This window comes from Mycobacterium yunnanensis, from assembly GCF_025823185.1.
GTDB classification, from domain to species: domain Bacteria; phylum Actinomycetota; class Actinomycetes; order Mycobacteriales; family Mycobacteriaceae; genus Mycobacterium; species Mycobacterium yunnanensis.
Genome location: NZ_JACKVK010000004.1, coordinates 288,094 through 301,128 on the forward strand (window position 1 = coordinate 288,094; position 13,035 = coordinate 301,128).

A 13,035-nucleotide genomic window follows, 5' to 3' on the forward strand; every position below is an offset into this window, starting at 1 on the left:
GTCGACGCTAGCTGGTCTCCTCCACGTGCTCGGTCTTCTTCTCGTCGACCGCATCGGGCTTCTTGTCGACCACGCGGGTCTTGTACAGGCTCGCGGCCGTGGTGATGACGAGCGTGACGATGATGACGCCGAGGCTGGCCAGGGTCGGGATCTCCGGCACCGGAACGTGTTCGCCACCGTTGATGAACGGCAGCTCGTTCTCGTGCAGCGCGTGCAGCACCAGCTTCACGCCGATGAACGCCAGGATGAACGCCAGCCCCTGGGACAGGTAGACCAGGCGCTTGAGCATGTCACCGAGCAGGAAGTACAGCTGGCGAAGACCCATCAGGGCGAACACGTTCGCGGTGAAGACGATGTAGGGCTCCTTGGTGAGCCCGTAGATGGCGGGAATCGAGTCCAGCGCGAAGAGCAGGTCGGTGGTGCCGAGCGCGACGATCACGAGGAACATCGGCGTCATCAGCCGCTTGCCGTCCTCCTTGATCCACAGCTTCAGCCCCTCCCACTTGTCGGTCAGGGTCAGGTGCTTGCGGGCGAACCGCACCACGCTGTTCTCGGCGTCGTCGTCATGGTCGGTGTCGCGGATCAGGGTGATCGCGGTGTAGACGAGGAAGGCGCCGAAGACGTAGAAGATCCAGGAGAACTGGTTGATCGCGACCGCGCCGATGGCGATGAAGATGCCGCGGAAGATCAGCGCCAGGATGATGCCGATCAGCAACGCTTCCTGCTGGTACTTCCTTGGCACCTTGAAGCTGGCCATGATGATCAAGAAGATGAACAGGTTGTCGATCGACAGGCTGTACTCGGTGAGCCAGCCGGCGAAGAATTCGACGCCGAACTGCGTGCCGTGGAAGTAGGTGACCCACACGCCGAACGCAACGGCGAGGCCCACGTAGAACGACAGCGCGATCGCGCATTCCTTGAACGTCGGCTCGTGTGGCCGGCGGGCGATGAAGATGATGTCGAACAGGAGGACCGCCAGCGTGACGCCGAGGGTGACGATCCATTCGATTTGGGTGACTTGCATGGCTGAAGCTGCCTCCGGTCGTGTTTCTACGGCCGAGGTCTCTGCCACCGCACACCTGGTGCGATCCACGGCACCGGCTGCCCAGCGTTGGGCAACGTGATGACGACACCGTGGCGAAGGAATACTCCCCTCGCGGTCCAGTGTGGCAGACGACCGCCGCGACGGGCAATCAGCCCCGCCCGCGGCGGCGCTGCGAGAAGCCCGGCACCGCGACGTCGTCGACGGGCGCGTGGGTCAGGGCCAGCGCAATCAGGATGTCGCCGGTGGTGACGAACAGGCCGGCCCAGTACAGCCACTTCGTGTCCGGTTCGGGCTGCACCGCGAAGAAGACGATCAGGAAGATCGGGCCGACGATGCCGCACAGGAAGACGAAGAGCTGGATCTTGACGTAGCGAATGAACGTCTCCATGCGGCGATCTTCCCTCCCCGAGTCCCACCGGCGACCATTCTTCCGCGCGGGTGCCCGGTGCACCCCTACATTGAGCCCGTGATCCTGGACCTGCTCAGCCCCGGTGTCGAGATCGGCCTCGTCACCACCAACGTCGACGCCATGGTGGACTTCTACGAGGGCTTCCTCGGCCTCGAGCCTCAGGGTCAGATCGACTTCGCCGACGGCACGCAGCGGCGGTACACCCTCGGCGGCAGCGTGCTGAAGCTCGTCACCTACACCACACCGCCGCCGTTGCCCGTCGCCGCGGGGGGCGGCCGCGCGCAGGCCGGTTTGCGGTACTTCACCGTCGGGGTGCGCAACCTGCGTGCCCTGGCCGCCACGGTCGAGGCCGCGGGCTACGACGTCGTCGAGCCGCCGACGGAGTTCGCTCCGGTTCCTGGAATGGGGTGGATGTTCGTCGCCGACCCCGACGGCAACTCCATCGAGTTCTTCGGGACGCTGTAGGGATTAGCGGTCCGCGGCCAGGTAGCGCAGCAGGACGGCATCGCCAGGGAACGTCCGCGTCTCCACCAGTCGCAGTGCACTCAGGCGGGGACCACGACGACCAGGTCGTTGCCGGTGCGCTCGACGCGCATGCCCGCTCGACGGGCCAGGGTGGCGACCGCCGCGGCGTCGCCCGGTTCGGCGCGGCTCGACGCGAGCACCCGGGCCAGCCGGCCCTTGTGCGCCTTGTTGAAGTGGCTGACGACGGTGCGGCGACCGTCGTCGTGCTCGGCGACCACGTCGACGTCGACCGCGCCGGGCACCCTGCCCAGCGCCGCGTACGACCCCGACCTCAGGTCGACGACCAACTCCTCGGCGGCCAGCCGGGCCAGGACGGGTTCGAGCACCGGCCGCCACCGCGACGCCAGCGTGGCTCCGCCGGGCAGCTTGGAGCCCGCCGACAGTCGGTAGGCGGGGACGGCGTCACCTGCCCGCAGCAACCCGAACAGGGCCGACCCGACGGCGAGACGGGAGCGGGCACGGGAAGCGGCTGCGCCACTGAGTGATTCGACGTCGAGGGCGTCGTAGAGCACGCCGGTGTACCGCTCGATGGCGGGCATGGTGTTCGCCGTCCGCAGAGCGGCGTTGCGGTCGATCTCGGCGTCCTGGGCCGCGGAGATCCCGAGGGCGCGGCGCGCCGCGGGCCGGTCGGCGGACAGGTCGACGAGCTCGTCGACCAGGGTGGCCCGCAGCTCACCCAACTCGGGGGAGCTCAGGGAGTTCAGCCCCAGCGGCGGACCGTCGCCCCCGCCGCGCTTGGTCTCCGACGGCGGCAGCAGCACGATCACGGCGACGAGACTAGCCGTAGGCCAGCAGCAGGGGGACGCGCTGTTCGGCGGTGGTCAGGGAGCCGTGGTGGCCCACCAGCCCCGACTCGACGGGCTCGGCGGTGCGGCGCACCAGCGCCGTGCTGTCGCGCCCCGCGGCCACGACGTCTCCGATGCGGTCGGCGACGCGGTCGGTGACGCGGTCGCCGAACCAGCCCGCGGCGATGGCCTCGTCGCGCGAGACCACCCACGCCCGTCGGCCCAGGACCTCCCGCCACGCTGCGAGCACGTCGCCGGCCGCGCCGTCGACGGCGTAGACGTGCCTCGCGCGCGCCTCGCCCCCGATCGCGTGGACGCCGTCGAGCAGTTCCGGCGTGGTGTCCACGTCGACCCGGTCGTCCTCACCGACGGCGACCATGCCGTGGTCGGCGACGACGGCCAGCAAGGTGCCCGGGGGGAGACCCTCGACGATCGACTCGACCAGCCGGTCGACCTGACGCAACTGCAGCCGCCACGCCACCGAACCCGGGCCGTGAAGATGACCGATGAGGTCGAGGTCGCCGTGGTAGCCGTAGCAGAAGCCCCCGCGTGCGACGGCGTGCTGGATCGTCGCGGCGAGGTCGCCGAGGCCGTGGACGCCGACGAAGCGCCCGCCTCGCAGGACCGCGCGGGTCAACCCGGTGCCCGCGAACTGTGCGTTGGACGCGACGGTCACGGCGAATCCGGACGCCGCGGCCCGTTCGAAGACGGTGGGCAGGGGTTGCACCTGCTCGGGTAGCTGCACGTCACGCAGATCCTCGCCGCCAGGGTGCCTGCGCCACTGCAGGGCGTTGACCACGCCCGAATCGCCCAACCTGAAGGAATACCCGACCATGCCGTGCTCGCCACTGCGGCACCCGGTGCCGACGGCAGCCAACCCGGCGGCCGTCGTGGACGGGAAGCCCACGCTCAGGGACTGCCCGCGAAGGCCGGCCAGGACCGGGGCGTCGGCGGCGTGGGCGTCCAACAGGTCGGCGCCAAGACCGTCGACCAGCAGCACACACGCCCCGGCCAGCCCGTCTCGCAACGGAATTCGTCGGTCGAACTCGGGGCCGCCGAGGGCCGAGAGCACCGAGGGCGCGACGTCGGCGAGGTGGGGGAGACCCGGGTCGGGGCGGGGCAGGTCCATCGGTCACCGAGCCTGCCACAGGCTCCGATGCGGGAGTGGGCTCCGGTGCCGAATACCCTCACCCCATGGGCCAGGCGGTGACCGGATCGGTGGTGACGGCCGTCGGTCTCAGCGCGCTGCTGATGAGCTGCGGCACGACCTCACCTCCCACCTCCGCGCCGCCCACCTCCGCGCCGCCGCCCACGGCCGCCGTCGCCGTCGAACCGTTGTCGATCGGCACGGCCGCCGAGGACACCACGGGCGGCCTGGTCGCCGACGGCCAGCTCATCTCGCCGTTCGACGTGGAGAACCCCGCCGTCGGCTTCCTCGAACCCGCGCTGCTCGCGGCGATCCAGAACGCCGCCACGGCCGCGTCCGCCGACGGCGTCGACGTGAAACTCACCTCGGGGTGGCGCTCCACGGGATTTCAGAAGCGACTGTTCGACCAGGCCGTGACCACCTACGGCAGCGCCGACCTGGCGGCCCAGTTCGTGGCGTCACCGGAGAAGTCGATGCACGTGGTCGGCAAGGCGGTCGACGTGGGCCCCGTGGTGGCCGATCAGTGGATGATCGCCAACGGCTCGCGGTTCGGGTTGTGCCAGATCTACGCCAACGAGATCTGGCACTTCGAGCTCGCGGTCGACGCCGCGGGCATCTGCCCGCCGCTGCGACCCAACGCCGCCGGTTAGCCAGCGACGATCGATTCGCCCTGCACGGTCACGGCCTTGGTCTCCAGCGGCTTCTTCGCAGGGCCCTTGGCGACGGAGCCGTCGAGATTGAACTCGCTGTCGTGACACGGGCAGATGATCTTGCCGTCGGTGATCTTGTTGACGTTGCACCCGGCGTGCGGGCACACCGTCGAGAAGCCCTTGAAGTCCCCGGCCGTGGCTTGGGTGATCACCACGTCGTCGACGATGACCCCCGAGCCGACCGGAACGTCGGCCGTCTTGGCCAACGCGGCGCCCGGCGCGGCGGCGGCCGAGGAGGACGCCGCGGGTGACGACGACGATTCCGCGGTGGCCGTCTCGTCTTTGGAGCTACAGGCCGCGACGGCGGCAGCGAGGGCGCCGACGCCGGCGCCGACGATGACCGTGCGACGCTGGGGACGAATGTGTTCGAGCATGGGGTGGCAGTCCTTCTCAGTGGGTGGGCCCCGCGGGGCTGCACGAGGTCCTGCACGAATTGTGGCCCGCGGACCTGGTAATCGGCCACCGAACGCGGAAGTGGCGCCGCGTGCCAGCAAGTACACAGCGTTGCGGACCCGCCACCGCGATGGCGGCGCTGTTACCCTCCCAAGAGCCGACAGCAGGCCCCGACCGCGCGGCAGCTGACGCAACGGCGCGGAGTCACCCGCGACCCGGCCGGCTCGAATCACGGAAAGAGTGTTGTGCGCACCGGAGAGATCAAGGCCCTGTCCGGCCTGCGCATCGTTGCGGCCGTGTGGGTCGTGATGTTCCACTTCCGACCACTGCTGCAGATGGCGTCACCGCCCCTCTACGACTCGCTCAAGCCGGTCCTCGACTGCGGCGCACAGGGCGTCGACCTCTTCTTCATCCTCAGCGGGTTCGTCCTGACGTGGAATTACTTGGAGCGCATGGGCGATCGCTGGTCGACGCGAGCCACGTTGCACTTCCTGTGGCTGCGGCTAGCGAGGGTGTGGCCGCTGTACTTGGTGACGATGCACCTGGCCGCGTTGTGGATCATCTTCACGTTGAACTACGGCAACTTCCCGTCTCCGGAGGCGGGGTCGCTGACGGCGATCAGCTATCTGCGCCAGCTGGTGATGGTGCAGCTGTGGTTCCAGCCCTTCTTCGACTTCTCCAGCTGGGACGGGCCCGCCTGGTCGATCAGCGCCGAGTGGCTGGCGTACCTGCTGTTCGGGGTGCTCATTCTGGTGATCCACCGGGTCGACCGCGCGACGCGGGCGCGGGGTCTGCTGCTGCTGGCCTTCGCCGCGACCCTGCCGCCGCTGATCCTGCTGGTCGGCTCCGGCGGCCAGTTCTACACGCCGTGGAGCTGGCTGCCGCGCATCGTGCTGCAGTTCACCGCGGGGGCGCTGGCCTGCGCGGCGGTGCGCAAGATGCGGCCGTCGGACCGCGGTCGGACCGTCGCCGGACTGGTGTCGGTGCTGTTGCTGGTGGCCATCATCGGCGCCCTGTACTGGTTCGAGGCGCACCCGCTGCCGAACATCCGGGACGACTTCGGTCTCGTCGACGTGCTGTTCATGCCGTTGGTCGTGGCATTGGCGCTCGGGTCGGGCACCCTGCCCGCGCTGTTGTCCACCCGGGTGATGGTCTACGGCGGGCAGGTCTCCTTCGGGTTGTACATGGTGCACGAGCTGGTCCACACAGCCTGGCTGTGGATCATGGCGCAGTATGAGATCACCTTCGCGCCGAGCATCGGCGCCAAGCTCGTCTACGTCGCGCTGCTGCTGGTGTCGCTCGGCCTGGGGATCCTGCTGTTCCACTTCGTGGAGGAACCCGCGCGAATGTGGATGCGCCGCATGGTCGGTGAGCGCAGGCCGCCTGTCGACCTCGAACACACCCCGCAGTCCGACGTGCCCGAGCCTCACCTCGTCCGGGACTCGGTGGACGATCGGCCCACGACACTTCGAATCCAGGCGGGTTGATGCACGACTTCGGTAGCCGGTTCGCCACGTTCGTCCTGTCCCTGACCCTGGTGGTCGGGGTCCTGCTGAACGCGCCGTCGTCCCGCACGACGCCCTATGACGTCACGACGGCTGGTACGCCGGTGACACGGATCGCCGTCGTCGGCGATTCGTACACCAACGGCACCGCGATCGGTGGTCAGGGCCCCAACGCCTGGCCTGCGCTGGCCTGGAAGACATTGGCCCGACGGGGAATGCCGGTCAGCGCCGACGTCGCCGCCGAGGGCCGGGCGGGCTACGGCGTGCGCGGCGACCAAGGCAACCTGTTCGTGGACCTCACGCCGCGAGCGGTGCGGCCCGACGACGCCGTCGTCGTCTTCTACGGGTCGCGCAACGACCAGGGGGTCGACCCCAACGCCCTCAACGGGCAGGTCTTCAACGCGCTGTCCCTGGCGCGCAGCATCGCCCCCGGCGCGCGGCTCTTGGTGATCGGTCCGCCGTGGCCGACGGCGGACGTGCCGCCCGCGGTGCTGCAGATCCGCGACATCCTGTCGTTTCAGTCGATGCTGGCCGGCGCGACGTTCGTCGACCCGATTGCCGAGCGGTGGTTCGTGGACCGCCCGGATCTCATCGGCGCCGACGGCGTGCACCCCACCAACGCCGGCCACGCCTACATGGCCGACAAGATCGCGCCGCTGATCGGCGACCAGCTGCCGCGCCGGGTGTGACCTACTTCGTGCCGAAGATGCGGTCGCCGGCGTCACCGAGGCCCGGCAGGATGTAGCCGTGCTCGTCGAGCTGTCGGTCGACGGCGGCGGTGTAGACGGGCACGTCCGGGTGGGCCTTCGCCATGGCCGCGAGCCCCTCGGGGCAGGTCAGCAGGCACACGAACTTGATCGACTTCGGGCCGCACTCCTTGAGCCGGTCGACCGCGGCAATCGCCGAGTTCCCGGTGGCGAGCATGGGGTCGACGACCACCACGTCGCGCTCCTCCAAGTCGCCCGGCATCTTGAAGTAGTACTCGACCGCCACCAGGGTCTTGGGGTCGCGGTACAGACCGATGTGCCCCACCCGGGCGCCCGGCACGACGCTCAGCATGCCGTCCAGGATGCCGGTGCCGGCCCGCAGAATCGACACGAACACCAGCTTCTTGCCGTCGATCACCCTGCCGGTCATGGTCTCCAGCGGTGTCTCGACCTCGACGTCGTGCAGCGGTATGTCACGTAGCACCTCGTAGGCCACCAGTGCGGCGATCTCGTTGACGAGTTGGCGAAAGGTCTTCGTGGACGCCTCCTTTCGTCGCAGCAGAGTCAGCTTGTGCTGTACCAGTGGGTGGTCCACCAGGTGCAGCGTGTCCTGACTGTCGTCCACGTGTCGTCCCCTTTCTGAAGGCGGTCTAGAAGACGGTGCCGTCGCTGACGACGACCAGCGGTGGCAACCCGCCACGGTGGCGGTTGGCCAGGACGCGTCCGGCTGCCCAGGTGCCACCCTCCAGCACGCAGGCCAGCGGCATCCGGGTCGCGTCCACTCCCAGCTCGTCGCGTACCCGTGGGGCCAGGTCGTCGAGCAGCGCCACCGTCAACGCCCGCCATTCGACGACGAGCTCGTCGCCGACGGCCCAGGAGGAACCGAGCCAGTCGGGGTCGCGCAGCCGGAGCACGCCGGTGTCCAGCAGCAGTCCGCCGTTGCGGTATTCGGGCAGGGCGGTCAGTGCGTCGAGACCGGTCACCGGTACGCCGGCCCAACCGAACGGCTCGAGCAGCGAGTAGGTCAACCACTGCGAGAGCTTGTGAAACGGCATCCAGCCGTCGGTGAGGCCAGGTCCGGTGACGGCGCGGTGGCGCCAGCAGTCGCCCAGGGGTTGATCGCCGATGGCGTTGTCCGCCAGCCAGATTCGCGACAAGGACCGCAGCAGCTCGGAGAGGATGTCGTGCGCGGCGACCGTCGCCGGGCCGTTCCGGGGCACCAGTCGGTCGAACAATCCGCCGGGGCGTCCAGGCGAGCCGAAGGTCTCGGGCTGTGCGCTCATTGCCCGGCCGAGCCGGTGCAGCAGCTCCACCCGGCCGTCGACGCCGACCAGCGGATTGTCGGGGCCGATCTGGAACGCCGCGGCCAGCCGCGCGGGGGTCAGGGCCGCCAGACCCTCGGCGTCGACCCGCAGCGGATCGTCGGGATCGGAGGAGAAGACGCCGTCGACGAACGCGTGCCATGACGCGACGCCGAGGCCCTCCGAGCGCTCGAACCGCTTGCCGCTGACGGCTTCGTCGTAGTGCCAGTCGGGTCCGGCGCCGGCGTCGAGCAGGACGCTGACCACCGCGAGGTCGACCATGGCGCGCGCCCGGCCGCTGGAATCCCTGGCTGATAGCAGCGCGTCGAGCTCGGCCGTGCGGTCGACGCCGCCGGCCTCGAAGTGTCGCCATCGGCTGTGGAACGGAATGTCCAAGTGCGGGTACCGCTCTCGCGTCACCGTCACGACTTCGGCGACGGCTGCGGGCGTCGACTCGTCGTCGACGACGAACCACGCCGAGTCGCCGGTTCGCGCGCGCTGCAGCAGCGCGGTGGCGCGGTCCCGGACGGCGGCGGTGGTGCGCAGCAGCGTCGCGGCACCGTCGGCCTCGCCGGTGCTCATCCGTTCAACCCGCGGCCCTTCGTGTTCCTGAGGTCTTCGGCGTCCGGCACCGGTCCGGGGGTGAAGTAACCGGCGGCCATCTTGGCGTCGATTTCGACCCGGGCGTCGGCGGGCACCAGTTCCTCGGGGATGTTGACGCGCTCGCCGACCTCGATGCCCGATCCGGTGATGGCGTCGTACTTCATGTTGCTCATCGAGACGAGGCGGTGGATCTTGCGCACGCCGAGCCAGTGCAGTACGTCGGGCATCAGTTCCTGAAATCGCATGTCTTGCACGCCCGCAACGCATTCGGTGCGCGCGAAGTACTGGTCGGCGGTGTCACCGCCAACCTGCCGCTTGCGGGCGTTGTAGACCAGGAACTTGGTGACTTCGCCCAGCGCCCGGCCCTCCTTGCGCGAGTAGGCGACCAGCCCCACACCGCCACGCTGTGCGCCGAGGATGCATTCCTCGATGGCGTGCGTGAGATACGGCCGGCACGTGCAGATGTCGGAGCCGAAGACGTCCGAGCCGTTGCACTCGTCGTGGACTCGCGCGGTCAACTCGACCGACGGATCCGCCAGGTGGGCGGGGGCGCCGAAGACGTAGACGGTCTGCCCGCCGATCGGCGGGAGGAACACCTCGAGGTCCGAACGGGTGACGAGCTCGGGGTACATGCCACCGGTTTCCTCGAACAACACTCTGCGCAAGTCGGTTTCGGAACAGTTGAAGCGCCGCGCCACCCCGGGCAGATACCAGACCGGTTCGACCGCAGCCTTGGTGACGAGCGCGGCCCCGCTGGGCAGCAGCACGCGGCCGTCGGGGACCAGCCGACCCGTGCGGACGGCGTCGACCACCTCGGGCAGGATGACGTGCGCCTTGGTGATGGCGATCGTCGGGCGCATGTCGTGGCCCGCCGCCAGCTCGTCGGCGAACACCTCGGCGACCATGGCACCCCACGGATCGAGGCTGACGATCTTGCCCGGCTCACTCCACTGCGGGTAGGGCCCGATGACGTCGGTGGGTGCGGTGTTGGTGAGGTCGGCCCTGTGCTCCTTGGACAGGGCGCCCGCGGCGACGGCCAGCGCCCGGTACACGCCGTAGGAGCCACTGTGGGTGCCGATGACGTTGCGGTGGGCGCGTTTCGTGGTGGTTCCGATGATCGGTCCGCGTTCGCCGGCGGTCGGGGCGTCCCACGTGATGGGCAGCGCACCCACCCCGCCGCTGTGCGAGGTCAGTCGGATGTGCGCGACCATGCTCGCTCCTCGGGGGTCGAACGTCCGGCCGTCGGGCCGTCGGAATGCGCCAGCATAGCGACTCGCCCCCGACGACGCCGGGTGTCTAGGGCTGGGGGCCGAAGGTGGTCAGACAGAACGGATGTCCGGCCGGGTCGAGGAACACCCGCCACAGCTCCGGAGCGGGTTGATGCCGTGCGAGCCGGGCTCCGACGGCCAGCGCGCGGGCCTCGGCGGCGTCGAGATCGGCGACCGAGACGTCGAAGTGCATCTGCTGTCCCTGTCCGGGCTCGGGCCAGGTCGGCGGTACGTAGTCGTCGACCTTCATCATGGCGAGCGTGTGAGTGCCGTCGGAGATGGCGACGACCCGACCGTCGGGGGTCTCGGCGACCCGCGTCATGCCGAACAGGTCGGCGTAGAAGTCCGCAAGCTGGCCGGGGTCGGGACAGTCGACCGACACCGATCCGATGTGCAGTGCGGGGGAGTCTTGGGGCGTCGTCGGGGTCACGACGACGACCCTGCCACGTCGGGGCGACGGTGCACCGACACCGCGTAGTCGCCCCGGTCGTAGGGTTCGCGGTCCCAGGTCGCCCATCGTGCCGCGGCCGTCGCTCCGGCGCGTGCGGCGAAGTGGTCGTACTCGTCGAGGGTGAGTCGCCCAGGGCGCAGGGAGAACCCGGTGACGAGTAGGCCTCCGGGGGCCAGGCGGTCCACCATCTGCCGCACGACGCGTTCCTCGGACCCGGGGGTCAGGAAGATCATCACGTTGCCGGCGAGGAGGACGAGGTCGAAGGACTCCCGACGGTGATCGTCGAGCTCGGCGAGGTCGGCCTGGATCCATTCGAGGTCGGCGGCCTTCGCGCGGGCAGCGGAGAGCATGTCGGGGTCTGCGTCGACCCCCACCACGAATCGTCCGCGCCGGGCCAGTTCGACGGCGACCCGGCCCGTGCCGCACCCGGCGTCGAGCACCCTGTGGCCCCCCGTCTGCGCCAGCAGGCCGTCGACGAGGTCGGCCTCACCGTGGATGCTGGCGCCCGATTCGGCGAGTCTGGCCCACCGCTGGTCGTAGTCGTCGCCGCGCGGTGCGTCGGTGTCCTGCCAACGGGTGCTCACCGCGCCATCATCGTGCACGGTGGTCGACGGCTGTCCTTTGGGCACGTCAACCGGGGTAACATGGCCGAATGACGGTTCGCGATCTGGGGGCCGATCGAGACTTCTACGACCCCGACGACGGGTGGTTCGGTGCGGAAGCATCCGCCGAGGACGAGCCGCCCCAGCCGGCGCCGCCCCCACCGCCAACACCACCTCCACCGCCGCAGTACCGCGACGCGTCCGAGGCCGACACCGACCGCTGGTTCGTTCGGGACATGGACCTGGCAGAGCCCGTCCCTGCCGCCGCACCCCCCTCGTGGGAGTCCCGAATCGCCGACAGCGGCGCCTGGGAGTTCACCCCGTCGAGGTCGTCGAGGCGTCCCCCTCGGGCGGCGCTGGTCGTCGCTGCCGTCGTCGCCGGCGTGGCGGTCGTCGTGGGAATCGTCCTGCTGGTGCGTGGCCCCGGCGGTGACGACGCATCGCCGGCGCCTGCGAGTCCGTCCGCCTCGCCGCCGGCTCCCTCGACGTCGCCGCCCGTCGTCGCGACCGTTGCTCCGCTGCCGCCGCCGCCGCCCCCGGTGCTTCCGCCGCCACCGCCACCGGAGGACCCTCCGCCGGTCGTCACGCGGGACTATTGGCCACCTCAGCAGACGCCCGACGAACCGAAGAAACCGCAGCAGAACGTGACACGGGCTCCGCTGAGCGCGACGCCTCCGCCGCCGCCGCGCCAGACCGACCGCGGCCGCGCGACTCCGGGGCAATCGGGCGCGCACGGATTCTTCGGCTGAGCGCCACAGATGTGATGCGCACCCGGTCGTTGGGCTGGGCCACCGATCTCGCGGTGCTCGAACTGACCGGTTCGATCGTCGAGGAGCGTCAGGACCACGTGCTCGTCCGGACGCCGGCCAACCCCGACTTTCATTGGGGCAACTGCCTTCTCGTCACCGACGAACAGGCAGTCGACGACGCAGACCGCTGGGTGGCGGCGTTCGAGTCGGCTTTCCCGGACGCGGACTGGGTCGCGGTGGGGCTGGCGCGGATGCCCGCCGATCGAACCGGCTGGGGTCGGCATGGGGTGCAGCTCGAAGTCGACGACGTGCTGGCCGCCGCGGAACCGCCGCGCCGCACCGCCCCACCGACCGGATACGTCGTCCGCGAGCTGGCCGGCCTGGATTGGGAGCAGTTCGTCGCCCGGGACGTCGCCGTGAACGCCGAGGGCCTCCGGTACGAGGAGGTGGCCCACGAGCGGTTCGCCAGAGCGCGAATCGCGTCTCAGCGCGCGCTGGTGGCCCGAGGTGCGGCCCGGTTCGTCGGCGCGTTCGCCGACGGCCGCCTGGTTGCCGAACTTGGAATCGTCGACTGCGGTGGCACGGCGCGTTATCAGACCGTCGCCACCGCCCCCGAGCATCGTGGCACGGGGCTCGCCTCGCACCTCCTCGGTGTCGCGGGCGCGTGGGCGGCCGCCCGCGGATGCACGCAATGGGTAATCGTCACCGAGGCGACGAATCCGGCAGGGCGGGTCTACCGCAGGGCCGGCTTCGAGCCCGTCGCGCCGATCGTGCAGGCCTACCGCATGCCGCCTCGGGCCGTTGGATTAGCTTGTCCCCGATGAAGGCCTGCTCT

At 69.9% G+C, this 13,035-nt stretch carries 16 protein-coding genes; 6 read left to right on the forward strand and 10 right to left on the reverse strand.

Translation table 11 applies throughout. From position 1 onward, the window contains the following. Window positions 1–7 precede the first annotated feature (7 nt). Entirely contained in the window at window positions 8–1,024 is a 1,017-nt protein-coding gene (locus H7K45_RS06755; RefSeq protein ID WP_263995003.1) for a TerC family protein, read from the reverse strand. Between the two features lie 169 nt (window positions 1,025–1,193). Continuing rightward, window positions 1,194–1,433, reverse strand: coding sequence for a hypothetical protein (locus H7K45_RS06760; RefSeq protein WP_263995004.1), 240 nt, complete (start codon window positions 1,431–1,433; stop codon window positions 1,194–1,196). A 78-nt stretch (window positions 1,434–1,511) separates the two neighbouring features. On the opposite strand from H7K45_RS06760, the gene H7K45_RS06765 reads away from it, so the two are divergent. Continuing rightward, window positions 1,512–1,919 (forward strand): VOC family protein, encoded by a 408-nt coding sequence (locus H7K45_RS06765; RefSeq protein WP_263995005.1) that lies wholly within the window; start codon window positions 1,512–1,514, stop codon window positions 1,917–1,919. Window positions 1,920–1,999: 80 nt separating this feature from the next. On the opposite strand, the gene yaaA is transcribed toward H7K45_RS06765, so the two are convergent. Together yaaA and H7K45_RS06775 are read right to left on the reverse strand one after the other, a co-directional pair. Further along, window positions 2,000–2,746, reverse strand: coding sequence for a peroxide stress protein YaaA (gene yaaA / locus H7K45_RS06770; RefSeq protein ID WP_263995006.1), 747 nt, complete (start codon window positions 2,744–2,746; stop codon window positions 2,000–2,002). Window positions 2,747–2,756: 10 nt separating this feature from the next. Continuing rightward, window positions 2,757–3,893, reverse strand: coding sequence for an alkaline phosphatase family protein (locus tag H7K45_RS06775; RefSeq protein WP_263995007.1), 1,137 nt, complete (start codon window positions 3,891–3,893; stop codon window positions 2,757–2,759). A gap of 65 nt (window positions 3,894–3,958) precedes the next feature. On the opposite strand from H7K45_RS06775, the gene H7K45_RS06780 reads away from it, so the two are divergent. After that, the gene (locus H7K45_RS06780) at window positions 3,959–4,561 is read left to right on the forward strand and encodes a M15 family metallopeptidase (RefSeq protein WP_263995008.1); all 603 of its coding nucleotides are present in this window, start codon (window positions 3,959–3,961) and stop codon (window positions 4,559–4,561) included. Here the strand turns inward: H7K45_RS06780 and H7K45_RS06785 are convergent. Next, complete coding sequence (locus tag H7K45_RS06785) at window positions 4,558–4,995, reverse strand: Rieske (2Fe-2S) protein (protein ID WP_263995009.1); 438 nt, start codon at window positions 4,993–4,995, stop codon at window positions 4,558–4,560. The two genes, H7K45_RS06780 and H7K45_RS06785, sit on opposite strands and share 4 nt — an antisense overlap. 264 nt (window positions 4,996–5,259) lie before the next feature. On the opposite strand from H7K45_RS06785, the gene H7K45_RS06790 reads away from it, so the two are divergent. Beyond that, complete coding sequence (locus H7K45_RS06790; protein WP_263995010.1) at window positions 5,260–6,501, forward strand: acyltransferase family protein; 1,242 nt, start codon at window positions 5,260–5,262, stop codon at window positions 6,499–6,501. Further along, window positions 6,501–7,208 carry an Rv0518 family GDSL lipase gene (locus tag H7K45_RS06795; protein WP_263995011.1) on the forward strand — a complete coding sequence of 236 codons (708 nt, stop codon included), beginning with the start codon at window positions 6,501–6,503 and terminating at the stop codon, window positions 7,206–7,208. Before H7K45_RS06790 ends, H7K45_RS06795 begins: the two co-directional genes overlap by 1 nt. 1 nt (window position 7,209) lies before the next feature. Here H7K45_RS06795 and upp read toward each other — a convergent pair whose 3' ends face one another. The 5 genes from upp to H7K45_RS06820 all read right to left on the reverse strand — a co-directional run bounded on the left by upp (window position 7,210) and on the right by H7K45_RS06820 (window position 11,433). Further along, on the reverse strand, window positions 7,210–7,851 hold the full coding sequence (gene upp / locus H7K45_RS06800) for a uracil phosphoribosyltransferase (protein ID WP_263995012.1): 642 nt from the start codon (window positions 7,849–7,851) through the stop codon (window positions 7,210–7,212). 25 nt (window positions 7,852–7,876) lie between these two features. Further along, window positions 7,877–9,109, reverse strand: a complete 1,233-nt coding sequence (locus tag H7K45_RS06805) for a URC4/urg3 family protein (RefSeq protein ID WP_263995013.1) — start codon at window positions 9,107–9,109, stop codon at window positions 7,877–7,879. Further along, window positions 9,106–10,341, reverse strand: coding sequence for a GTP cyclohydrolase II (locus tag H7K45_RS06810; protein ID WP_263995014.1), 1,236 nt, complete (start codon window positions 10,339–10,341; stop codon window positions 9,106–9,108). Before H7K45_RS06810 ends, H7K45_RS06805 begins: the two co-directional genes overlap by 4 nt. A gap of 85 nt (window positions 10,342–10,426) precedes the next feature. After that, the gene (locus H7K45_RS06815; protein ID WP_263995015.1) at window positions 10,427–10,828 is read right to left on the reverse strand and encodes a VOC family protein; all 402 of its coding nucleotides are present in this window, start codon (window positions 10,826–10,828) and stop codon (window positions 10,427–10,429) included. Then, window positions 10,825–11,433, reverse strand: coding sequence for a class I SAM-dependent methyltransferase (locus H7K45_RS06820; RefSeq protein WP_263995016.1), 609 nt, complete (start codon window positions 11,431–11,433; stop codon window positions 10,825–10,827). Before H7K45_RS06820 ends, H7K45_RS06815 begins: the two co-directional genes overlap by 4 nt. Window positions 11,434–11,501: 68 nt before the next feature. Between H7K45_RS06820 and H7K45_RS06825 the strand changes: the two genes are divergently transcribed. Both H7K45_RS06825 and H7K45_RS06830 read left to right on the forward strand, forming a co-directional pair. Beyond that, the gene (locus H7K45_RS06825) at window positions 11,502–12,200 is read left to right on the forward strand and encodes a hypothetical protein (RefSeq protein WP_263995017.1); all 699 of its coding nucleotides are present in this window, start codon (window positions 11,502–11,504) and stop codon (window positions 12,198–12,200) included. A gap of 14 nt (window positions 12,201–12,214) precedes the next feature. After that, window positions 12,215–13,024, forward strand: a complete 810-nt coding sequence (locus tag H7K45_RS06830; RefSeq protein WP_263995018.1) for a GNAT family N-acetyltransferase — start codon at window positions 12,215–12,217, stop codon at window positions 13,022–13,024. Window positions 13,025–13,035 lie beyond the last annotated feature (11 nt).